The 22,624-nt window shown below is 70.4% G+C and carries 21 protein-coding genes; 13 read left to right on the top strand and 8 right to left on the bottom strand.

Annotation, left to right across the window (positions count from 1 at the left end; translation table 11 throughout):
* Positions 1–5 precede the first annotated feature (5 nt).
* Positions 6–2,006 carry a LamG-like jellyroll fold domain-containing protein gene (locus AC1IQ6_RS15790; RefSeq protein WP_485864906.1) on the bottom strand — a complete coding sequence of 667 codons (2,001 nt, stop codon included), beginning with the start codon at positions 2,004–2,006 and terminating at the stop codon, positions 6–8.
* Positions 2,007–2,177: 171 nt separating this feature from the next.
* On the opposite strand from AC1IQ6_RS15790, the gene AC1IQ6_RS15795 reads away from it, so the two are divergent.
* From AC1IQ6_RS15795 to gspN, 9 genes are all read left to right on the top strand, one after another.
* Complete coding sequence (locus tag AC1IQ6_RS15795; RefSeq protein WP_209166284.1) at positions 2,178–2,627, top strand: phage tail tape measure protein; 450 nt, start codon at positions 2,178–2,180, stop codon at positions 2,625–2,627.
* 131 nt (positions 2,628–2,758) lie between these two features.
* Complete coding sequence (gene gspG / locus AC1IQ6_RS15800) at positions 2,759–3,130, top strand: type II secretion system major pseudopilin GspG (RefSeq protein ID WP_246842432.1); 372 nt, start codon at positions 2,759–2,761, stop codon at positions 3,128–3,130.
* Positions 3,102–3,590 (top strand): type II secretion system minor pseudopilin GspH, encoded by a 489-nt coding sequence (gene gspH, locus AC1IQ6_RS15805; protein ID WP_485864907.1) that lies wholly within the window; start codon positions 3,102–3,104, stop codon positions 3,588–3,590. Before gspG ends, gspH begins: the two co-directional genes overlap by 29 nt.
* On the top strand, positions 3,577–3,978 hold the full coding sequence (gspI, locus tag AC1IQ6_RS15810; protein WP_102770849.1) for a type II secretion system minor pseudopilin GspI: 402 nt from the start codon (positions 3,577–3,579) through the stop codon (positions 3,976–3,978). The genes gspH and gspI overlap by 14 nt, the downstream gene beginning before the upstream one ends.
* 2 nt (positions 3,979–3,980) lie before the next feature.
* On the top strand, positions 3,981–4,586 hold the full coding sequence (locus AC1IQ6_RS15815; protein WP_485864908.1) for a PulJ/GspJ family protein: 606 nt from the start codon (positions 3,981–3,983) through the stop codon (positions 4,584–4,586).
* On the top strand, positions 4,583–5,518 hold the full coding sequence (gene gspK, locus AC1IQ6_RS15820) for a type II secretion system minor pseudopilin GspK (protein ID WP_485864909.1): 936 nt from the start codon (positions 4,583–4,585) through the stop codon (positions 5,516–5,518). Before AC1IQ6_RS15815 ends, gspK begins: the two co-directional genes overlap by 4 nt.
* Entirely contained in the window at positions 5,497–6,504 is a 1,008-nt protein-coding gene (locus AC1IQ6_RS15825; RefSeq protein WP_485864910.1) for a GspL/Epsl periplasmic domain-containing protein, read from the top strand. Before gspK ends, AC1IQ6_RS15825 begins: the two co-directional genes overlap by 22 nt.
* Positions 6,501–7,094 (top strand): type II secretion system protein M, encoded by a 594-nt coding sequence (locus AC1IQ6_RS15830; protein ID WP_209166278.1) that lies wholly within the window; start codon positions 6,501–6,503, stop codon positions 7,092–7,094. The genes AC1IQ6_RS15825 and AC1IQ6_RS15830 overlap by 4 nt, the downstream gene beginning before the upstream one ends.
* 1 nt (position 7,095) lies before the next feature.
* Positions 7,096–7,845 (top strand): type II secretion system protein N, encoded by a 750-nt coding sequence (gspN, locus tag AC1IQ6_RS15835; RefSeq protein WP_485864911.1) that lies wholly within the window; start codon positions 7,096–7,098, stop codon positions 7,843–7,845.
* A gap of 5 nt (positions 7,846–7,850) precedes the next feature.
* On the opposite strand, the gene gspE is transcribed toward gspN, so the two are convergent.
* A complete protein-coding gene (gspE, locus tag AC1IQ6_RS15840) occupies positions 7,851–9,278 on the bottom strand; it encodes a type II secretion system ATPase GspE (RefSeq protein ID WP_485864912.1) in 1,428 nt (475 codons plus the stop codon).
* Positions 9,275–11,854 (bottom strand): type II secretion system secretin GspD, encoded by a 2,580-nt coding sequence (gene gspD, locus AC1IQ6_RS15845; RefSeq protein ID WP_102770842.1) that lies wholly within the window; start codon positions 11,852–11,854, stop codon positions 9,275–9,277. The genes gspE and gspD overlap by 4 nt, the downstream gene beginning before the upstream one ends.
* 179 nt (positions 11,855–12,033) lie before the next feature.
* Between gspD and gspF the strand changes: the two genes are divergently transcribed.
* Entirely contained in the window at positions 12,034–13,239 is a 1,206-nt protein-coding gene (gspF, locus tag AC1IQ6_RS15850) for a type II secretion system inner membrane protein GspF (protein WP_485864913.1), read from the top strand.
* A gap of 23 nt (positions 13,240–13,262) precedes the next feature.
* On the opposite strand, the gene AC1IQ6_RS15855 is transcribed toward gspF, so the two are convergent.
* The 3 genes from AC1IQ6_RS15855 to AC1IQ6_RS15865 form a co-directional block, all read right to left on the bottom strand.
* Entirely contained in the window at positions 13,263–13,601 is a 339-nt protein-coding gene (locus AC1IQ6_RS15855) for a P-II family nitrogen regulator (RefSeq protein WP_102770840.1), read from the bottom strand.
* 171 nt (positions 13,602–13,772) lie between these two features.
* Entirely contained in the window at positions 13,773–15,833 is a 2,061-nt protein-coding gene (locus AC1IQ6_RS15860; RefSeq protein WP_102770839.1) for an NAD(+) synthase, read from the bottom strand.
* 41 nt (positions 15,834–15,874) lie between these two features.
* Positions 15,875–17,206 carry a mechanosensitive ion channel family protein gene (locus tag AC1IQ6_RS15865; RefSeq protein WP_485864914.1) on the bottom strand — a complete coding sequence of 444 codons (1,332 nt, stop codon included), beginning with the start codon at positions 17,204–17,206 and terminating at the stop codon, positions 15,875–15,877.
* 123 nt (positions 17,207–17,329) lie between these two features.
* On the opposite strand from AC1IQ6_RS15865, the gene argH reads away from it, so the two are divergent.
* A complete protein-coding gene (argH, locus tag AC1IQ6_RS15870; protein ID WP_102770838.1) occupies positions 17,330–18,751 on the top strand; it encodes an argininosuccinate lyase in 1,422 nt (473 codons plus the stop codon).
* 67 nt (positions 18,752–18,818) lie between these two features.
* On the opposite strand, the gene AC1IQ6_RS15875 is transcribed toward argH, so the two are convergent.
* Together AC1IQ6_RS15875 and AC1IQ6_RS15880 are read right to left on the bottom strand one after the other, a co-directional pair.
* Positions 18,819–19,283, bottom strand: a complete 465-nt coding sequence (locus AC1IQ6_RS15875; RefSeq protein WP_111825325.1) for a MaoC family dehydratase — start codon at positions 19,281–19,283, stop codon at positions 18,819–18,821.
* A gap of 16 nt (positions 19,284–19,299) precedes the next feature.
* Entirely contained in the window at positions 19,300–20,283 is a 984-nt protein-coding gene (locus AC1IQ6_RS15880) for a tripartite tricarboxylate transporter substrate binding protein (RefSeq protein ID WP_485864915.1), read from the bottom strand.
* Positions 20,284–20,428: 145 nt separating this feature from the next.
* On the opposite strand from AC1IQ6_RS15880, the gene AC1IQ6_RS15885 reads away from it, so the two are divergent.
* Positions 20,429–21,331, top strand: a complete 903-nt coding sequence (locus AC1IQ6_RS15885) for a LysR family transcriptional regulator (RefSeq protein ID WP_102770836.1) — start codon at positions 20,429–20,431, stop codon at positions 21,329–21,331.
* Positions 21,332–21,445: 114 nt separating this feature from the next.
* Positions 21,446–22,615: a CaiB/BaiF CoA transferase family protein gene (locus tag AC1IQ6_RS15890; protein ID WP_479729948.1), complete on the top strand. Its 1,170-nt coding sequence runs from the start codon at positions 21,446–21,448 to the stop codon at positions 22,613–22,615.
* Positions 22,616–22,624 lie beyond the last annotated feature (9 nt).

Raw genomic sequence — 22,624 nt, forward strand, 5'->3', positions numbered from 1 at the left:
GAACATCAGGGAAACAGTTCGGAGACGGACTTGCCGGACATGGCCAGGGACTTCACTTCGTCTTCCGTGAGCGCCCGCGACCAGAAGGCCAGGTCGTCGAAATACATCGTGTAAGGGCCGTTGGAATACGTGCCGCGGCCGTCTTCGTTCAGGCCCAGGTGCGGGCCGTAGACGCCGGCGATCTGGCCGAGGTCCACCGCGCCCGTGCTGATGGTGCGAGAGGAAAAACCCAGCTCGCTGTCGTAGACCGACGCGGTCATGGTGCGGGCCGTCTTGTCGATCGTCATCGCGATGTAGACCGGCTTGTTGGGCGTGAACTTCACGCCGTTGATGTCGACCCGCCGGCCGCCGCCGGCCAGGTTGAAATACAGCACCGGGCCGGACCATTGCGCGATGGTGATGCCGGGATTGCCGCCGGAGTTGTAGTCCTTGTTGCCCACGATGGAGCGGTCATTGGCGGCGCCGTCGGACTGGTACCAGAAGCCGATGGTGAAGGCCTGGACCGCGTCCAGCTTGCCGGCCGGATAATCCAGCTTGAAGGCGCCCAACGGCGCGGCGCTGCGCTCGTTCTTGAACATCTTGCCGAACACACCCACGTCGGCATAAGCCGGCGCCTGGGCGCCGTCGAACGGCGTGATGTCGCCACCGCCGGCGGCCACGTCGGTAAGATTGCCTTCGAACGGGAACAACATGGACAGCTCGGTACGCAGCGAGGCCAGCAGCTCGGGCGGCTTGACGTAGTTCACCGTGGTGCGCGCCGCGGTCGTGGACTCGCCCAGGGTCACGCTGTAGGTCACCTCGTGCAGGCCCGATGCGTCGAAGACCAGGTTCTCGTCCACGTACCCGGTGTCCGCGCCCGGCACGCGCGCGATCTCGACGCCGTCGCGGCGGATCACGGCGTCTGCGGTAGGTTCGCCCACGCGTGTCCAGCTGAGCGTGACGCTCTTGTTGTTGATGGCCGTGCGCGCAGACAGGTTGCGCAGTACCAGCGTGTCGGAAAGCGACGTGCCCGCCATGTCGTAGCCGGCCGCAGGCGGCAGCGCGCCCAGGTGCTCCAGCACCGTGGGCGCCACGTCGGCCGCGCTGGGCAGCGCATACCAGTTGTTGTCCCACAGGCCGTCGACGACGGCGTCGTCGGCGTTGCCGCCCAGCAGCGACGGCTGGTTGGCCGCCAGCACGATGGTCTTGGTCGACGAGAACGGACGGCTGTCGACGACGCCGTTCTGGGTCAGGCCGTAGCTGGAGGCCACGACCACCAGCCAGTTCTCGCCGGGATGGTCGGCTTTGCGGTCGGCGATCTGTTTGGTCAGTTCGCCGATGGCGCTATCGGCCTGGCGGATGGCCGTGTCGTAGGCGCCGCCGAATCCGGATTCGGAGGCCACGCGCGCCGGCGCGCCGAACTGCGCCACCACGACGTCATAACCTTCGGCGATGCGGTCGCGCGCTTGCGTGGCCACGCAATCGTCGCCGCCCGCGCAATCGGTCAGGGCCTGCAGCCTGCCGTCGTCGCGGTCCTTGGCGAGCAGCCCGGCGACCACGCTGGAATTGAACGCCGCGGCGGTGCGCGCCTCGGGCCTTGCCGACTTCACGCGCTGGAACAGCGTGGGCGTCTTGATGGGCTGGGTCTGTTCGGAGAAGCGCACGCCGTGCTGGTCGGCCCACTGGCCGGTCAGCAGCGTGGCCCAGCCGGGCGCGGGCAGCGTGGGCTGCTGCGTGGGCGCGCCGGTCACGCCGCCGGTCCAGGCGCGGGTGACGGTGAGCTGGCCGATGTTGGACAGCGACCGGTCGGCCACGCCGCGGCGCATCGCGTCATAGGTCAGGCCGTCCACGCCGATGAACAGCACCTTGTCGGCGCGGGTCTGGTCGGGCTCGGTCACCGGCGGCTGTGTGGGCGGCGTGGTCGGCGCCGAGGTATCCTCGCTGTCGTCGTCGCTGCCGCCACAGCCGGCCAGGACACTGGTCGCCAGCAGCGTGGCGCACCATCTTCTCCAATCGCGTATCTGCATGCTCTTCTTCTTGCCTCATGAACGGGGTTTGTGTTGCCGCACATGGTGGCCGGCGAACGTGAACCGGCCGTTAAGCAAGCAGGAGAAAGGCTGATCGACGGATCAGGATTTTTTTTGTGTCATGAAACCCCGCTATAGTCGGCGCATCGATTCATGGCCTCGCCATCACCCATGCCCCTGTCCCTGCGTTTCGCCCTGCCCGCCGCGCCCGCGGCGCTACGTATCGCCGCCATCCTGGCGCTGGCCGCCGGCATCGGCGTGTGGGCGTCCGTCCTGCTGGCGCCGCGGCCGGCCTCGCTGCCGCCGGCCGTTTCGGCCGCCGCCGCGCCGCGCGCCGTCGACAACGGCCCGGTCGCGCTCTGGTTCGGCAAGGACGAGGCGATGCGCACGCAGATCAGCGTGCTGGGCGTGATCGCGGCGGGGCCGGACGGCGCGGCCGTGCTCAGCATCGACGGCGGCCCGCCGCTGGCCTGGCGCGTCGGCGACGAAGTCGCGCCCGGCATCGTGCTGCGCGAGGTCGCGGCCGAAACGATCACCGTCGAGCAGGCCGGGCGCGCCAGCCGCCTCCCGGCCCCTGCGGCGCCGCCCGCGCCCGCGGGCATCGTGCGGGCCAACGGCTGAAAACCCGCCCGCCAATATTGCTGTCATATTTCATGACCACAATCCTCCGCTTCTACTGAAGACCGGAGTTCAAAGTGCGTCAGTTTCCGCGCGGGCCAGCCCGCCAGCAGGGTTTCACCCTCATCGAGATCATGGTGGTGATCGTGATCATGGGGATTCTTGCGGCGTTGATCGTTCCCCGCGTGCTCGACCGTCCCGACCAGGCCCGCCAGGTCGCCGCGCGCCAGGACATCGCCGGCGTGATGCAGGCGCTCAAGCTCTACCGCCTGGACAACGGCCGCTATCCCACCACCGCCCAGGGCCTGCGCGCGCTGGTCGAAAAGCCCGAGGGCGCCAACAACTGGCGCGGCTACCTCGACAAGCTGCCCAACGACCCCTGGGGCCATCCCTATCAATACCTGAGCCCCGGCGTCAAAGGCGATATCGACGTGTTCTCGTTCGGCGCCGACAACAAGCCCGGCGGAGAGAACGGCGATGCCGACATCGGCTCCTGGGAACTCTGAACGCGGCTTCACGCTGGTCGAAGTCCTGGTCGTGCTGGTGATCGTCGCCATCGCGGCCAGCATGGTGAGCCTGTCCGTCGGCCGCGGCGAGAACCCGCTGCGCAACGACGCCCAACGCCTGGCCGACGCCTTCTCGGTGGCCCAGAGCGAGGCGCGCAGCGACGGCCGCCCGATACGCTGGCTGGCCGGCGCCGAAGGCTGGGCCTTCGAGCGCCGCGGACGTTCCGAAAACATCAGCGCCGAGGAAGACGCGCCCCTGCCCGTGGACCGGCTGGAGCGCGACGCGGTGCTGCGCCCGCGCGCCTGGTCGGCCGGCCCGGTGCAGCTGCAGCTCGCGCCGGACCGGCCGCTGGTCTTCAACACGGAATGGGTCGCCGCGCCCATGACGCTGACCTTGCGCGCGGCAGGCGCGCAGGTCGTGCTCGAGCGCGACGCCGCCGGACGCTATGAGATCCGCTGAACCGCCCCGCCGCCCGGGCCGCGAACGCGGCTTCACGCTCATCGAGGTGCTGGTGGCGCTGGCCATCATCGCCGTCGCGATGGCCGCCGCGCTGCGCGCGACCGGCGTCATGGCGGCCAACAACCGCAACCTGCAGGACAAGACGCTGGCGCTGCTGGCGGCGCAGAACGCGCTGGCCCAGCTGCGCCTGGAGCAGACGCTGCCGCGCGCCGGCACGCGCAGCATGCCGTGCGCCCAAGGCGGCCGCGCGCTGCAATGCGAACTGGAGTTCACCAATTCGATGAACCGCAGCTTCCGCCAGGTGGCCATCCGCGTGCGCGACGCGTCCTCGCCGCGGCCCGACGCCGTCCTGCTGCAGCTCGACGGCCTGTTGTCCGGCGTGCGCTAGCCATGCACAGACCGCTGCGATCCCAGGCCGGCTTCACGCTGATGGAAGTGCTGGTGGCGCTGGCGCTGATGGCGCTGGTCAGCCTGATGGCCTGGCGCGGCCTGGCCAACGTATCCAACGCCCGCGACCGGATCGAGGAACAGACGCAGGACATCGACGCCATCGTGCGCGCGCTGGGCCAGATCGCGCGCGACGTGGAGCTGTCCTATACCGGGCCTGCGTTCGAGCCGGCCGGCCAGGACGCGCAGTCCTACACCGCCGGCCTGCGCCTGCTGCGCCGCGCAAGCGGCGGCCAGACGCTGGAGCTGCTGCGCCCCGACCCCGACGGCAACGGCCTGTGGCAGCGCGTGCACTGGCAGGTCCGCAAGGACGGCCTGTGGCGCGCCAGCGGGCCGTCCGCGGCGCGCGGCCCCCTGCCCGCGCCGGACGGCGGCGTCCTGCTGCTGCCGGGCGTGCGCGCGCTGGAACTGCGCGCCTGGGTACCGGGCACGGGCTGGGTCGACAGCAACGCCAGCCTGGCGTCGCCGCCGGCCGGCATCGAGATCACGCTGGAACGCGGCGCGCCCCAGGCGCCGCAGCGCTTCAGCCGCATCCTGGAGCTGCCATGAGCCCGTCCGCCCGCGAACGGGGCGCGGCGGTCATCAGCGCGCTCATCATCGTCGCCATCGTGGCGGCGCTGACCACCAGCCTGTTCCAGCGCCAGACCGCCAGCACGCGGCGGGTCGAGAACGAGCTTGCCCGCGTGCAGGCCCGCGCCATGCTGGCCGGCGGCATCGACTGGGCCAGGCTGGTGCTGCGCGACCACGGCCGGCGCGAAGCGGTCACGCGCGGCGACCAGATCTGGGCCACGCCCATCCTGGACACGCGCATCGAACGCCCCGGCGACGAGCGTGTGGCGGTGTTCGCCGGCCGCATCGAGGACGAACAGGGCAAGTACAACCTCTACAACCTGGCCAGCAACGGCGTGCCGCAGCTGCAGCAGGAAGAGGTGCTGCGCCGCCTGCTCAAGCTGCTGCAGCTGCCCGACGCGCTGGCCGCGCAGATCATGGACATCATCGCGGCCGCGCAACCGCCGGCCCCGGCGCCCGACGCCGCCGGCGCGCCCGCCGCCGCGCCCCATGCCCGCGCGCCCCTGCCGCGCGGCGTGGACGAGATCGCGGCGCTGCTGGCGTTGGACCCACCGGCGCGCGCGGCGCTGCGCCGCACGATGACGGTGCTGCCGGCGGCCACGCCGGTCAACGTCAACACCGCGCCGCCCGAGGTCATCGCCGCGCTGGTGCAGGGCATGTCGCTCAGCCAGGCGCAGTCCCTGGCCGGCGAGCGCGACCGCGGCAACTGGTTCAACAATGCCGGCGACTTCGCCAACCGCCTGGCCGGCACCGGCGTCGAGACCGCCGCGCCGACGGTGGCCACCAAGAGCGACTGGTTCATGGCCAGCGGCACCGTCGCCTACGAACGCGCCCGGATCTCCATGCAGGCCCTGATGCGCAGCGCCCCGCCGGCCGCGCCCGACACCCTATGGACAAGAGAAAACCCTTGAAGAACATGCTGCGCATCGCGCTGCCCGCCCTGGCCGAGTTTGGCGAGGACTCGCCCCTGCCCTACGCCTGGTTCGACCGGCACGGCCGCTGCGCGCGGCAGGGCGAACTCGCTTTGCACGCGCTGGGCCACGCCTATCCGCAGGCCGCCTGCGAAGCCGTGCTGCATCCGGCGGACGTGATCGCCACCAGCGTGCAGATCCCGGCCGTGCCGCGCGCGCGCTACGCCGCCGCGGTCCACGCCGCGCTGGAGCCGCTGGTGCTCAGCGACCTGGACGCCCTGGCGATCGGCTTTGGCCCGCGCGCCGCGGACGGCCGCGTCGAACTGGCCTGGGCGGCGCGCGAACCCGTGCGCCGCGCGTGGAGCCTGTTGAACGCCCAGGGCCTGCGCGTGCAGGCGCTGATCGCGCCGCAGACGCTGGGCGCCGACACGGGGCCGCTGCGCGAACCGGCCGATCCGCGCTGGCAGGCGCCCTCGCCTTCGTGGTCGCTGGCCATGCCGCAGCTGGCGCCGGCGCGCGCCTCGCGCTGGCGCGGCGTCTGGCGCTGGGGCGCGGCGGCCGCCGCGGTATGGATAGGCGGCCTCAATCTTTATGCGTCGCAACTGCGCGCCGAAGCCGACGCGCTGGACGAAGGCATGCGCCGGCAGGTGCTGGCCGCCTTCCCGGAGCTGCCCGTGCTGCTGGACCCGGCGCGCCAGGCGCGGCAAGGCCTGGACGCGCTACAGGCCGACCGCGGCGCGCACAACGCCGCCGACTTCCTGCCGCTGGCCCGGGCCGCGGCCCAGGCGCTGCCTTTCGCGGCCGACAAGGTGGCGCGCCTGGGCTACGCCGACCAGGCGCTCACGCTGCAGCTGGCCGACGCCGGCGAGCAGTCGCAACGCGTCGCCGAAACTCCCGCGCTGATCCAGCAGGCCGCCGCCCTGGGCCTGAAGCTGGAACGCACCGACTCCGACCACACCTGGCGCATCCTGCGCGCCCAGCCATGAACACGTTCTCGCACCGCCTGCATGCCGCCTGGCAATCCGCCCGCAAACCCGTGGACCCCTTGCTGGCGCGCGCGCGTCAGCGCTACCAGGCGCTGGCCCCGCGCGAACGCCGGCTGCTGGCGGGCGCTGCGCTGCTGCTGGGCGCGGCGCTGGTGTTCGTCACCCTGATAGAGCCGCCGTTGAACACGATGCGCAAGCTCCACGCCGAACTGCCCGCGCTGCGCGCGCAGGCCGCCACCGTCGCCGACCTGACCGCCCAGGCCCAGGCGCTGCGGCGGCGCGCCGCGGCCCCGGCCGCCGCCCTGCCCGCGCCCGCCGAACTGGGCGCGTCGCTGGAACGCGCCGGCCTGCCCGCCGCGCAATGGACGCTGGGCGAACCCGAAGCCGGGCCCGGCGTGCTGCTGACCCTGAAAGAAGCGCCCGCCTCGGCGCTGCTGCGATGGCTGGACGGCGGCGCCCGCGACTGGGGCCTGGCGGTGCATCAGGTGGAACTCACGCGCGCGGCCAATGCCTACGGACGTCCGCTGCCGGGCCTGGTCAATGGCAAGGTGGTGCTGGTCTTGCCCGCGGCGGCGAAAGGCGGGAACTGACATGGCCGCACCGCGCTTTTCCCGCCGGAACGCCGCGCTGCTGTGCGCGGCCGCCTGCTGCGCGGCCGCCGCCGGCGCCGCGGTCTTGCCCGCGCGCTGGCTGCTGGCCGTGCTGCCCCACGACGCGCCGCTCGCGCTGGCCGACGCCGCCGGCACGCTGTGGCGCGGCAGCGCCTGGATCGCGCTGGGTCCGCCCGGCGCGCGCCGCATGCTGCCCCAGCCGCTGCAATGGCGCTGGCGCTGGGACACGCTGGCGCTGGAAATTTCCCATCCCTGGCTGCAAGGCGCGCTGCAGGCGCGCCCGGCCTGGAACGGCCTATCGCTGTCGGCCCAGTCGCTGCGCGCGCCCGCCTCGACCCTGGCCGCGCTGGGCGCGCCGTGGAACACCATGGCGCCCCAGGGCACGCTGGAAATCGCCTGGCAGCCGCTGCGCCTGGGCGCGGCGCTGCCCGCCGGCCCGCTGGCCGAAGTGCGCTGGCGCAACGCCGCCACCGCGCTCGCGCCGGTCGCCAGCGTCGGCACCTACGTGCTGCGCGTACAGGGAGGCAAGAACGGCGCCTCGCTGACGCTCAGCACCGAGAACGGCCTGCTGGACGTGACCGGCCAGGGCAGCGCCACTGGCGGCGGGCTGCGCTTCCAGGGGCAGGCGCGCTACGCGGCTTCGGCGGGTGAGGCGGACCGGGCCGCGCTGGAGGGCTTTATGTCGATGCTGGGACGGCGCTCGGGGGATGTGGTGAGTTTCGGGGTGTAACTGCCTCACGCGTCGCGCGTGACCCGCAGGATTTCCTCGGGCGAGGTCTGCCCGCCGTCGACCCAGCGCTGGCCGTCCTCGCGCATGGTCCGCATTCCTGCGGCCGCCGCCGCCCGCCGCAGCTCGCGTTCGTCGCTGCCTTCGTGGATCAGGCGGCGCTCCTCGTCGTCGACGGTGAAGAGTTCGTGGATGCCGGAACGGCCGCTGTAGCCGGTGTGGTTGCAGGCGGCACACCCCACCGGATGGAACACGCGCGCGCCGTCCTGCGTCGTCGGCCGCTTGCATTCCGGGCACAGCTTGCGCACCAGGCGCTGGGCCAGCACGCCGAGCAGCGACGAGGCCAGCAGGAACGGCTCCACGCCCATGTCGGTCAGGCGGGTCACGGCCGAGACCGAATCGTTGGTGTGCAGCGTGGCCAGCACCAGGTGGCCGGTCAGCGAAGCCTGCACCGCGATCTGGGCGGTTTCCAGATCCCGGATTTCGCCGATCATGATGACGTCGGGGTCCTGCCGCAGGATGGCGCGCAGCGCCAGCGCGAAGCTCATGTCGATCTTGGCGTTGACCTGGGTCTGGCTGATGCCGGGCAGATCGTATTCGATCGGGTCTTCCACCGTCAGGATGTTGCTGGTGGCCGCGTCCAGCCGGCTCAGCGCCGCGTACAGCGTGGTGGTCTTGCCGCTGCCGGTGGGTCCGGTCACCAGCACGATGCCGTGAGGCTGGCGGATCAGGCGGTCGAGCTGCGCCAGCACGCCCGGGGCCATGCCCAGGCGCTCCAGCTGCAGCCGCCCGGCTTCCTTGTCCAGCAGCCGCAGCACGGCGCGCTCGCCGTGGCCGGTGGGCAGGGTCGAGACGCGCACGTCGATGGGCCGCCCGCCCACGCGCAGCGCGATGCGGCCGTCCTGCGGCAGGCGTTTTTCGGCGATGTCCAGGTGCGCCATGATCTTGATGCGCGAGATCAGCGCCGCGTGCAGCGCCTTGCGCGGCGAGACCACGTCGCGCAGCGTGCCGTCGACCCGGTAGCGCACCACCGAATGGGTCTCGAACGGCTCGATGTGGATGTCGCTGGCGCCGTCGCGCGCGGCCTGCGCGAACAGCGCGTTGATCATGCGGATCACCGGCGCGTCGTCCTGCGCCTCCAGCAGGTCCGCGACCTCGGGCATGTCCTGCAGCAGCCGGTCCAGGTCGATCTCGTTTTCGGCCACGCCCATGACCGAGGCGGCGTCCTCGGAATGGCTGTAGGCCGCCGTCAGCAGCGTCTCCAGCGCCTCGTCGTCGACCTCGGCCACGGCGATATCGCCATGGCAGCGCCGGATCTCGCGCACCGCCCATTCGGGCGTGCGCGGGCTGACGGTCAGCTGCGCCCGCCCGCCCCGCAGCGACAGCACCGCGCGCTGCGCGCGGGCCCAGGCGTAGGGCAAGGGATGCGCGCTCATAATTGCGAAACCACTTCGCTCTTGAATCCCAGTTCGCGCAGCAGCGCGGTGGCCGTGGAAATGGTGCCCGGGTCCTTGGCCACCTGGCTGCGCACCACGTAGCCCATGCCGCCGGGGCCGACCTGCACGTAGGCCTGCAGGCCGCTGGCCCGCACCCGCTGCACGATCTTGTCGGCGTCGCTGCGCGCCTCGACCGAGGCGAACTGCAACGTGGCGCTGCTGCGGTCGGCCTCGGCGTAGAGCGATTCGGGGTCCACCGCCACGCTGACCCCGCGCGGCAGGTTCACGCGGATCGGCAGCGACGGGTCCGTGGGCTGCGCCGGCGTGGGGTACTGGCGCACCGCGAAGGACTCGACCGTCACGGGCGGCGGGCGGCGCATGGTCTCGGCCAGCTGCTCCGGGCGCATGTCGTAGGCGTTGTTGGACACCGACGGCGCCGAGCCCGGCGAGGGCAGCAGCGGCGCCTGCATGTCGGGCAGCAGCCAGTGCTTGCCCGGCTGCGCGCCGGCCTGGGCGCGGCGCATGTAGTCGTAGCGATCCATGGTGACGCTGGCGCTGCGGCGCGCGTCGCGCACCACGTAGGGCCGCAGGAACACCATCAGGTTGGTCTTGGTGCGCTTGCGGGTGTCGTAGCGGAACAGCGCGCCCAGCACGGGAATCGAGCCCAGCCCCGGCACGCTGTCCGACGACAGCGAGACGCTGTCTTCCAGCAGGCCGCCCAGCACGATGATCTGGCCGTCGTCGATCAGCACGCTGGTGTCGATGGCGCGCTTGTTGGTCACGATGCCGGTGGTGGCCGAGGAGCGGGCCTCGTCGATGCTGCTGACTTCCTGGTAGATGTCCAGCTTGACCGCCCCGCCCTCCGAGATCTGCGGCCGGATGTTGAGCTTGAGCCCCACGTCCTCGCGTTCGATGGTCTGGAACGGGTTGCTGCTGCCGTTGCTGCCCGAGGTCACGTACTGGCCCGTCACGAAGGGCACCGTTTTGCCCACCAGGATGCTGGCCGATTGATTGTCCAGCGTCATCAGGTTGGGCGTGGACAGGATGTTGGCCTCGCCCGTGTTCTGCATGGCGCGGGCCAGCACGCCGAGGTTGATGATCTCGTTGCCGAGCACGTCCACCGTGCCCTTGACCACGCCCAGGCTCAGGCCGTTGGCCAGCGCGTCGATGGTGGTGGGGCCGCCGCCGGTGATGCCGCTGCCGCCCAGGTTGGTGCCGCCGATGAAGCTGCTGCCGCCGTTGCTGATGCTGCCGCCGCCGGTCATCCACTGGATGCCGAACTCGGCGGCCTTCTCCGCGCTGACCTCCACGATCAGGCTTTCCACCAGGACCTGCGCGCGGCGCTGGTCGAGCTGGTCGATGACTTCGCGCAGGCTGCGGTACAGCGGTTCGGGCGCGGAGATGATGAGGGAATTGGTGGCGGGATCGGCCTGGATGGTGGCGCCGCCGGCCGAATACGACACGGCCTGCGTGCCGGTGTCCTCGCGCGCGATGCGCTCCTGCTCGCCCGACAGGCCGCCCTTGCCCGAGTTCGATCCGCCGGACATGCCCAGGCCGGACTGCGGCGCGCTCGTGGCCGAAACGTTCTGCGCGCGCGCGCCGGACTGCCCCGCCGCACCCGCGCCGCCGGCCGCGCCCGGCGCGGAATTGGCCTGCCCCGCCAGCAGGCCGCCCAGCACCTCGGCGATGCGCGTGGCCTGCGCGTTGCGCATGTACACCACGTGCAGATTGCCGGCGCGGTTCTGCTGCGCGTCGAGCTTTTCGATCAGGTCGCGCGCCAGCCGCGTGCGTGCCGGGCTGCCGGCGCGCACCAGCACGCTGTTGCTGCGCGGGTCGGCCACGATGGCGATGCGCTGCGTGGGATCGCTGCTTTGCGTATCCAGCAATTGCGAAGCCAGCACGGCAATATCGGACGCGATCCCGGAGCGGATCGGCACCACGTCGGTGTCGATGGAGCTGGGCACGTCGATGCGGGCGATGACGGCCGCGATGCGCTCCAGGTTGTCGGCATAGTCGGTCACGACCAGCGTGTTGTTGCCGGGATAGGCGTTGATGGGGTTGTTCGGCGGCACCATCGGCCGCAGCACCGGCACCAGATTGGCCGCGTTCTCGTACTTGAGCGGGAACACCCGGGTCAGCATCTCGCCGCCGGCCCGCTTGGCGAACGCCGCCACCGGCACCGGCCCGGGCGGCGCGCCGGCAGCCGGCCGGGTCCCGCCCACCACCGCGCTGCCCTGCAGCTTGGCGTCGGCCTCGGGCACCACGCGCGTCACGCCGTCGACATCGACGATGGCAAAGCCCTGCAGGCGCAGCGCGCCGGTCAGCATCGCCAGCGCCTGTTTACTGTCCACCGGACGGTCCGACACCAGCGTGAGCTTGCCCTTGACGCGCGGGTCCACCAGGAAATTGCGCTGCGTGAACAGCGACAGCGCGCGCAGCACTGCGGGGATGTCGGTGTCGACGAAATTCAGGCTGACGCGGTTGTCGGTCTGCTGGGCGTGAGCCGTGCCGGCCGCGGGTCCGAGTTGGCTTGCGGCAAGCAGAACCGCAAGGCTGAGTGGCGCGAGGTAACGCATGACGGGATCGGTGCCTGGTACGTGAAATCGGGGTGAAAAAACGTGAAAGCGCGTCGGAGTATACGGGGTGACACTGCAACACTACGGTCATAATCCAGAGGCAAGGTGACGGCCTGGAAACCCTTTGAATACGGGCCTTTCGCGCGATCGGACGCGCGCGCGGCCGACGCTTTGCCACCATGCCATCCTTTCGTTACGAAGCCACCGACGCGCTCGGAAAAATCGTCCGCGGCACCATCGACGCAGACACCGAACGCGGCGCGCGCAACCAGTTGCGCGGCCGCGGCCTGCTGCCGCTGTCGACCGCGCCGGCGGCGCGCGCCGAAGGGCTGGGCGCCTCGCTGCGCGCGCGCCTGTCGGACGCCGACCTGGCCTGGATCACGCGTCAGCTCGCCAGCCTGCTGGCCGCCAGCCTGCCGCTGGACGCGGCCCTGAGCGCCACGCTGGACCAGGCCGAGAAAAAACACATCGCCGCCAGCCTGGGCGGCGTGCGCGACGACGTGCGCGCCGGCCACCGGCTGTCGGTGGCGCTGGCCGCGCGGCCGCGCGATTTCCCCGAGATCTACCGCGCGCTGATCGCCGCCGGCGAGGAATCCGGCGACCTGGCGCAGGTGATGGAAAAACTGGCCGACTACATCGAAGAGCGCAACGCCCTGCGCAGCAAGGTCATGACCGCCTTCATCTATCCGGCAGTCGTGGCCTGCGTATCGGTCGTGATCGTGATATTCCTGCTGGGCTACGTGGTGCCGCAGGTGGTGTCGGCGTTCAGCCAGGCCAAGCAGGAACTGCCGCTGCTGACGCGCATCATGCTGTCGCTGTCGGATTATGTGCGCGAATGGGGCGTGGCCACCGGCGCGGCGCTGGCCGCGGCCATCGCGCTGTGGCGCTATGCGCTGCGCGCCCCGGCGGCGCGGCGCGCCTGGCATGCGCGCGTGCTGCGCCTGCCGCTGGCCGGGCGCTTCGTGCTGGGCGTGAACGCGGCGCGCTTCGCCTCGACGCTGGCGATCCTGTCGGGCAGCGGCGTGGCGCTGCTGACGGCGCTGGAGGCCGCGCGCCGCACATTGGGCAACGACGTGCTGCGCCAGGCGGTGGACGACGCCGCCGCGCGGGTGCGCGAGGGCGCGGCGCTATCGTCCTCGCTGGGCGCGCAGAAGGTGTTTCCTTCGCTGCTGGTGCACCTGATCGCCAGCGGCGAAAAGACCGGCCGCCTGCCCGAACTGCTGGACCGCGGCGCGCAGAACCTGTCGCGCGACCTGGAGCGGCGCGCCATGGCCATGACGGCGCTGCTCGAGCCGGCGCTGATCCTGCTGATGGGGGGATTCGTGCTGCTGATCGTGCTGGCCGTGATGATGCCGATCCTGGAGATGAACCAGCTCATCCGGTAGCGGGCCGAGGCCGCGGGCTGAAACTACAGCGCCGCTTCGTCGCTTTCGCCGGTGCGGATGCGGATGGCCTGTTCCACGGGGGTGACGAAAATCTTGCCGTCGCCGATCTTGCCGGTGCGGGCGGCCTTGACGATGGCCTCGATGGCGGCCTCGACCTGGTTGTCCGGCAGCACCACCTCGACGCGGATCTTGGGCAGAAAGTCCACCACGTATTCGGCGCCGCGATAAAGCTCGGTATGGCCTTTCTGGCGGCCGAAACCCTTCACTTCGGTCACGGTCAGGCCGCTGACGCCGACTTCGGCCAGCGCTTCGCGGACTTCGTCGAGCTTGAAGGGTTTGATGATGGCGGTGACTTGTTTCACGTTTGTCGTCCTGGATTTTCGATCTGTTGCGGCGCCCGGCCGCCGCGGGGCGGCCAGGCGCGATGGATAAGAGAATACCACCGGCCAGGCCGGCGTCAGCGGGGGCTGCGCGGGGAGGGAAAACCCGCCCGCCTAGGGCCTGTGCATGGCTCCTTTTAGTGTGAACAGGCCCTAGGGCTCCTGGTCGGGAATGCGCTCGGCGTCGCGCATCCACACCACCGACTCGGAGTCGCTGGGCGCGCGCCAGTCGCCGCGCGGCGACAGCGAGCCGCCCGAACCGACCTTCGGGGCGTTCGGCACGCAGGTGCGCTTGAACTGGCTGAGGCGGAAGAAGCGATCCAGGAAGATCTTCAGGTTGCGCTTGATGGCCGCCAGGTCGTACTGGTTGCGGACCACGTGCCCGCCCTCGGGCCAGGCGCCCGCGTCGCGGTCGCGCCAGGCCGCCAGCGCCAGGAACGCCACCTTGGTGGGCGCGAAGCCGTAGCGCAGCGTGTAGTACAGGTTGAAGTCCTGCAGCTCGTAGGGACCGATGGCGTCTTCGCTCTTCTGCCCGGGCTTGTCGTCGGCGCCGCCCGGCACCAGTTCGGGGCTGACGTCGGTGCCCAGCACGTCCAGCAGCACCGCCGCGCCTTCGTCGCCCAGGCGGCCGGATTCGGCCACCCAGCGCACCAGGTGGGTGATCAGCGTCTTGGGCACGCTGGCGTTGACGCTGTAGTGCGACATGTGGTCGCCCACCCCGTAGGTGCACCAGCCCAGCGCCAGCTCGCTCAGGTCGCCCGTGCCGATGACGATGGCGTTGCTGAAATTCGCCAGCCGGAACAGGTGGTTGGTGCGCTCGCCGGCCTGGACGTTCTCGAACGTGATGTCATAGACCGGCTGGCCCTCGGCGTAGGGATGGCCCAGGTCCTTGAGCATCTGCAGGCAGCTGGGGCGGATATCGATTTCGGAGGCGGTGCAGCCCACCACCGCCATCAGCCGGCGCGCCTGCTGCAGCGTGCGGGTGCTGGTGGCGAAGCCGGGCATGGTGACGGCCAGGATGTTGGAGCGCGGCAGGTCCAGCGCGTCCATGGCCTCGGCGCAGACCAGCAGCGCGTGGGTCGAGTCCAGCCCGCCGGAGATGCCGATGACCACCTTGGACATGCGGCTGGCCGACAGGCGCTGGACCAGGGCCTGGACCTGGATGTTGTAGACCTCTTTGCAGCGGGCGTCGCGGCGGCGCGGGTCGGCCGGCACGTAGGGAAAGCGCGCCACGCGCCGCTCCAGCGGCAGCTCGGAATCGTCCAGCGGCGGGCGCACCGGCACCGGCACGCTGCGGAACTTGCGCACCTCGTCCTGGTGGCGCCGCGCCGACTGGCCGAAGGTGGTCTGGCGCATGCGCTCGCGCGACAGGCGTTCGAGGTCCACGTCCGAGAAGATCAGGTGGGAATGGCCCAGGAAGCGCTCGGATTCGGCCAGCAGTTCGCCGTTTTCGTAGATCAGGGCCTGGCCGTCCCAGGCCATGTCGGTGGAGGATTCGCCACGCCCCGCCGAGGTGTACATATAGGCCGACAGGCAGCGCGCCGACTGCTGCGCCACCAGCTGGTGGCGGTATTCCGACTTGCCGATCACGATGTTGGAGGCCGACAGGTTGACCAGCACCGTGGCCCCGGCCAGCGCCGCGAACGAGGACGGCGGGATGGGCACCCAGACATCCTCGCAGATCTCGACGTGGAACTGGAACAGCGGCAGCTGCTCCATCTGGAAGATCAGCTCGGAGCCGAACGGCGCCGTCTGGCCCAGCAGCCGGATCTCGGACACGGCGGCGCAATCGGCCGCGCTGAACTGGCGGGCCTCGTAGAACTCGCCGTAATTGGGCAGGTAGGTCTTGGGCACCACGCCCAGCACCCGGCCGCCGGCGGCCACGACGGCGCAGTTGAACAACTGGTGGGCCACGCGCAGCGGCGCGCCGACGATGATCGCGATATCGAGCTCGGCGGTGGCCGCCACCACCTGGCCCAGGGCCGCCTCGCAGGCGTCCAGCAGGGCCTTCTGGTGGAACAGGTCGTCGCAGGTATAGGCCGACAGGCCCAGCTCGGGAAACGCCGCCAGCACCGCGCCGCCCTGGGCGGCCTGCTGCGCCAGCGAAATGGTCTGGGCGGCGTTGAAGGCCGGATCGGCGACGCGGCACTCGGGCACGCCCACCGCGACCCGGGCGAAGCCGTGGGAATACAGGTTGAAGAACGGGTTCGACATCAGCTAGGGGCCTATGGACGGCTGTGGGAACGGATGAGCGATTATCTCACCTGCTGCGGCATCCTGGCGTCGGGCAGCCCGCGCTCGGCCGAGGCCGCCAGCGCCGATTGCAGCGCGCCCTCGCGCAGGTTGCTGCCCATCGCGCCGATGTCGGCGCCGGAGGGCTGCTGGTACAGGCGCAGCCCCAGCTCGGGCATGATCGCCAGCAGGTGGTCGAACACGTCGCCCTGGATGCGCTCGTACTCCACCCAGGCGGTCACGGCGGTAAAGCAATAGACCTCGATCGGGATGCCCTCGGAGGTCGGCTCCATCATGCGCACCATCATCGCCATGTCCTGGCGGATCTCGGGATTCTGCTTCAGATAGGCCAGGGCGTAGGCCCGCAGGGTGCCGATATTGGTCAGGCGGCGGCGGTTGGCCGGCACGCTGGCCAGCTCGCCCATGGTCTGGTTGGCGTGGGCGATGTCGTGCGTCTTGGCCTGCAGGTAGTCGTGCAGCAGGCGAAAGCGCATCAGCTGCTGCGCCTCTTCCTCGGCCAGGAAGCGCACGCTGGCCGCGTCCACCCGCAGCGTGCGCTTGATGCGCCGGCCGCCGGATTCGAACATGTGGCGGTAGTTGCGGTAGCTTTCCGAGAACAGCTTGTAGGTGGGCACGGTGGTGACGGTGTTGTCCCAGTTCTGCACCTTGACCGTATGCAGCGCGATGTCCTTGACGAAGCCGTCGGCGTTGGCCTGCGGCATCTCGATCCAGTCGCCGATGCGCAGCATGTCGTTGCTGGTCAGCTGGGTGCTGGCCACCAGCGACAGCAGCGTGTCCTTGAACACCAGCAGCAGCACCGCCGACAGCGCGCCCAGGCCGGAGATCATCCACAGCGGCGAGCGGTCGATCAGGATGGAAAGCACCAAAACGGTGCATATCGCCATCAGGACGAGCTTGCCGATCTGGATATAGCCCTTGATGGAGCGGGTCTGCGCCCGGGTGGTGGCCGAATAGGTGTCCTGCCAGGCGCTCAGCACCCCCGAGAGCGCGATGAACACGCAGATCCATGCGCCGGCATGCGCCAGCCGCCCCACGATCTCCACCGCCCGCTCGACGTGCGGCACCAGGCCTATGCCCATCGACACCACGGCGAACGGCACGGCGTACCAGAGGTTCTGGTAGGCGCGGTGGCGCAGCAGCGCCTTGTCCCAGTCGCGCCTGCCGCTCAGCACCAGCACCCGGTGCGCCAGCAGCAGCACCACCCGCGCCACCACCCACTGGATGAACAGCGCCGTCAGGATCAGCACCCCGATGCCGATCAGCGTCTGCGCCCAGGGCTCGCGCGGCAGATGGGCGTCCATTTGGGTGACCAGTTGTTCCCATTCCATGGGCATAGGCTGTATTCCTGCTCGTTATTCTTGAAACCAGTCCGAATTATCCGACAACCGGGCCGGCCGGAGGTTCACCCCGGCCGCCTTGGCCGCCGCCATGCGCAAGGCTTTATAATTCGGGCCATCATGGCAAACACTCCCTCCCCCGATCAAAACCAGTTCGCCAACAAGGCGCAGGCCTGGTCCGCCCGGTTCTCGGAACCGGTTTCCGAACTCGTCAAGCGCTATACGGCGTCCGTGGATTTCGACAAGCGCCTGGCGCGCTTCGACATCCAGGGTTCGCTGGCGCACGCCGACATGCTGGCCGCCCAGGGCATCATCGGCGCCCAGGACCTGGCCGACATCCAGCGCGGCATGACCCAGATCCTGGCCGAAATCGACGCCGGCAGCTTCCAGTGGCTGCTCGACCTCGAAGACGTGCACCTGAACATCGAGAAGCGCCTGGTGGAACTGGTCGGCGACGCGGGCAAGCGCCTGCACACCGGCCGTTCGCGCAACGACCAGGTCGCCACCGACATCCGCCTGTGGCTGCGCGCCGAAATCGACACCCTGCAGGACCTGCTGCGCCAGCTGCGCCACGCCCTGGCCGCGGTCGCGCTGGAGAACGCCGCCACCATCATGCCGGGCTTCACGCACCTGCAGGTCGCCCAGCCGGTCACCTTCGGCCACCATCTGCTGGCCTACGCCGAAATGTTCGGCCGCGACGCCGAGCGCCTGGCCGACTGCCGCCGCCGCGTCAACCGCCTGCCGCTGGGCGCCGCCGCGCTGGCCGGCACCTCGTTCCCGATCGACCGCGAACGCGTGGCCCGGACCCTGGGCTTTGACGGCGTGTGCCGCAATTCGCTGGACGCCGTGTCCGACCGCGACTTCGCCATCGAATTCTGCGCCGCCGGCGCGCTCATCATGACGCACGTCTCGCGCCTGTCCGAAGAGTTGGTGCTGTGGATGAGCCCGCGCGTGGGCTTCATCGACCTGGCCGACCGCTTCTGCACCGGCAGCTCGATCATGCCGCAGAAGAAGAACCCCGACGTGCCCGAGCTGGCCCGCGGCAAGACCGGCCGCGTCAACGGCCACCTGGTGGCCCTGCTGACCCTGATGAAGGGCCAGCCCCTGGCCTACAACAAGGACAACCAGGAAGACAAGGAAGGCCTGTTCGACACGGCCGACACGCTGCGCGACACGCTCACCATCTTCGCGGACATGGCCGGCGGCATCAAGGTCAAGGCCGAGAACATGCGCGCCGCGGCGCTGCAGGGCTTCGCCACCGCCACCGACCTGGCCGACTACCTGGTCAAGCGCGGCGTGCCGTTCCGCGACGCCCACGAAGTGGTGGCGCACGCGGTGCGCGACTGCGAACAGCGCGGCTGCGACCTGGCCGACCTGTCGCTGGCCGACCTGCAGGCCTATCACGCCAGCATCGGCGAGGACGTGCACGAGGTCCTGACCCTGGAAGGCTCGGTCGCCGCGCGCAAGCACGTGGGCGGCACCGCGCCGGAACGCGTCAAGGAAGAAGCCCAGCGCGTGCTGCAGGAAACGGCCGCGGGCTGATTCCTCCGCCGCCTGCTTGCAGCAAAAGGCCCCCATCATGGGGGCCTTGTCGTATCCGCACCCGGCGCTACTGCGCCTCGCGCTTGCGCAGCAGGTACTTCTGCACGCCGTCCATCACGGTTTCGTCGCGCTGGTTGCGCACCAGGCTTTGCATGACCAGCACGCCGGTGCTGCGCCCGGGCGCCAGCTCCGACACCGTCAGCGACGAATAAAGCGTGTCGCCGACGTACACCGGCTTGAGGAAGCGGCTGCTCTGTTCCAGGAAGGCCTTGAGCGAATCCTCCACCATGTGCGGGAACAGGCCGGCGCCGGCGGCCGTCTGGATCGCCACCTGGAATCCGTGCGCCAGCATGTGGGGCATGCCGTGGGCGCGGCAGTATTCGACGTCGTAGTGCACCGGATGGTTGTCGCCGCTGGCGAGCTGGAAGGCCGCGAACAGCGCGTCGGTCATGGTGCGCGAAGGCAGCACGAAGACCTCGCCGACCTCGAAGTCCTCGAAATAGCGCTGGGCGCACAGTTGATGCTTGGGCATATCGGGTTTCCTTATCCTAGTTGGCGCTCATGTTGGCGGCGCGGGCGACTTCGCTCCACTTTTTCAATTCGCTTTGCAGGAACGCCGACAATTCCGCCGGCGTCGTGTCCGGCTGCAGCACCAGGCCCATGTCGTAGGCGCGCCGCTTCAGGTCGGGATCGGCCAGCGCGGCGCGCAGCGTGGCGTTGAGCTTCTCCACGACCGGGGCCGGCGTGCCGGCGGGCGCGAACACGGCGTTCCAGGTATAGGCTTCGTAGCCGGGCACCGCGTCGGCGATGGGCGGGGTGTCCGGCGTCTGCGGCAGGCGCTGCGCCATGGAGGTGGCCAGCAGCCGCACCGTGCCCGCCTGCACTTGCGCAAGGCCCGTGGGCGCGCTGTCGATCATGAATTCCAGGTGCCCGCCGATGACGTCCGCCATGGCCGGCGCGCTGCCGCGGTACGGCACGTGCATGGCGCGCACGCCCGCCATGTAGTTCAACAGTTCGCCGCCCAGGTGCGGCGCGCTGCCGATGCCGGCCGATCCGTAATTGACCTTGCCCGGGTTGGCCTTGAGGTAGGCCATGAACTCCGGCAGGGTGCGCGCCGGCACCTTCTTGTTCACCACCAGCACCAGCGGCGCCTTGGCGGCCAGGCCCACGGGCGCGAAGTCCTCCACCGTGCGGTACGGCAGGCTGGCGTGGATGCTGGGATTGACCGCGTGCGCCACCGTGGTCAGCAGCAGCGTGTAGCCGTCGGCCGGGGCCTTGGCCGCGGTCTCGGTGCCCACCAGCGTGCCGGCGCCGGTGCGATTCTCCACCACCAGCGTCGCGCCCAGCTTGCGGCTCCAGCTCTCGGCCAGCGCGCGGGCGAAGGTGTCCGTGGGCCCGCCCGCCGCATACGGCACCACCAGGCGCACCGGTTTGGCGGGATAGTCCTGCGCCGAGGCGGCGCCGGCCCCGGCCAACATGCCCGCGGCGATGGCGGCGCCCGCCAGGGCGCGCCAGGGAAATCCATGCTTCATGCCTGTCTCCATAGGTCTTGTGTGTGCGGCACAATATAGAGACGAGGCCGAACCCAGGACCAGTCGAAAGTTTCTTATCCGGCTTAGAGTCCTTCTAACAGCGGCCCGCCCCGGCGCTTTCGCCGCCCGCAACCCAGGTGCCCTCTTGCGTTACGAACTGACCGACCTGCGCGTGTTTGTCGCCATTGCCGAAGCCAAAAGCCTCACCGGCGGCGCTTCCGAACTGCACCTGACGGCGCCGTCGGCCAGCTACCGGCTCAAGAACCTGGAACAGGCCATGGGCGTGCCGCTTTTCGTGCGCACCCAGAAAGGCATGTCGCTCACCGCCGCCGGCATGACCGTGCTGCGCTACGCGCAAACCATCCTGGGCAACGTCGAACGCCTGCAGGCGGAAATGCGCCGCCATACCGACGGCGTCGAAGGCAATATCCGCGTCTACGCCAACAGCAGCACGCTGAGCAGCCTGCCCGGCGCGCTGAGCCGCTTCCTGGCCGCCTACCCCAACGTCAACGTCAACCTCGAAGAGCACCTCAGCGAGGAGACCGTGAAGGCGGTGCTCGACGGCCGCGCCGACGTCGGCCTGGTGGCCGGCGCGATCGAAATGCGCGGGCTGGAATACATCAGCTACGGCCAGGACGAGCTGGTCTTCATCGTGCCGCCGCGCCATCCGCTGACGCTGCACCCGCGCGTTTCGCTGGAAACCGCGCTGTCGCACGACCTGGTCGCCATCGGCCGCAAGACCAGCAATTTCCTGTACCTGCAGCAGATGGCCGAACAGATGGGGCTGGAGCCCCGCGTGCGCGTGCACGCGCCCAACTTCGACGCCGTGCTGCGCTGCGTGCAGGAAGGCGCCGGCATCTCGCTGGTGCCGCGCTCGGTGGCCGCCCCGGCGCTGGCGCAGGGCAAGGTCGAGTGCGTGCAGATCGAGGAGTCCTGGGCCGTGCGCGAACAGCGCGTCGTGATGCGCAGCCAGGACGCGCTTCCGGGCTACGCGCAGGCCTTCGTCAGCTACGTGACGCAGGCCGATCCCGCGCCGGACGGCGATTAGAAAACCTCGAATCCCGCTTTGAAAATATCGACTGGCCGCGCGCGCGCAGGGCATCCCATAATGCTTTGCCGCCGCCGGGTCCGGCACGCGCCCCGGCCTACTCCCCAGGACGATATGACCGCAGCATCCCGCCCCCTAGACGGCATCACCGTCGTCGCGCTAGAGCACGCCATCGCCGCCCCCTTCGCCAGCCGCCAGCTGGCCGACCTGGGCGCGCGCGTCATCAAGATCGAACGGCCGCAGGCCGGCGATTTCGCGCGCGGCTACGACGACACCGTGCACGGCCAGTCCTCGTTCTTCGTGTGGGCCAACCGCGGCAAGGAAAGCCTGGCGCTGGACACCAAGGCGCCCGGCGCGCCCGACGTGCTGCGGCGGCTGCTGGCCCGGGCCGACGTCTTCATTCAGAACCTGGCGCCCGGCGCCGCGCGCCGCATGGGCCTGGATCATGAAACGCTGCTGGCGGAATTTCCCAGGCTGATCGTGTGCGACATCTCCGGCTACGGCGACGACGGCCCCTACCGCGACAAGAAGGCCTACGACCTGCTGATCCAGGCCGCCGCCGGCCTGATTTCCCTGACCGGCACGCCCGAGGCCCCGGCCCGCACCGGCATCTCCATCGCCGACATCGCCGCCGGCATGTACGCGTATTCCGGCATCCTGTCCGCGCTGATCCAGCGCTCGCGCACCGGCGCCGGGCTGCGGGTCGAGGTCACCATGCTGGAGGCGCTGACCGAATGGACCGCCTACGCCCTGAACTTCGCGCACTACGGCGGCACGCCGCCGGCCCGCAACGGCGTGGCCCATCCCGCGATCGCGCCCTACGGCCAATACCTGGCGGGCGATGGCAAGCCGGTGATCTTCGGCCTGCAGAACGACCGCGAATGGCGCAGCTTCTGCGCCGAGGTGCTGCTGGACCCGGCGCTGGCCGACGACGAACGCTACGCCACCAACGTCCAGCGCGTGCGCAACCGCGAAGCGCTGGACGCGCGCATCGCGCGGTGCTTCGCGCCGCTGTCGCGCGAGGAAGTGCTGGCCAGGCTGGACCGCGGCGGCATCGCCAACTCCGCCCTGAACACCATGCACGAAGTCTGGGACCATCCCCAGTTCGCGGCGCGCGGACGGTGGCGCGAGGTGGCCACGCCGGGCGGCCCGATCCAGGCCCTGCTGCCGCCGGCCACGCTGTCCGGCGCGGCCGCCGCGATGGGCGCCGTGCCGGCCCTGGGCCAGCACACCGCCGCCATCCTGGCGGAGCTCGGGCTGGGCGACGGCGAGTCCGCAGGCTGAAGTCTGCAT

It is taken from the genome of Achromobacter sp. MUI-25009338 (assembly GCF_057359325.1).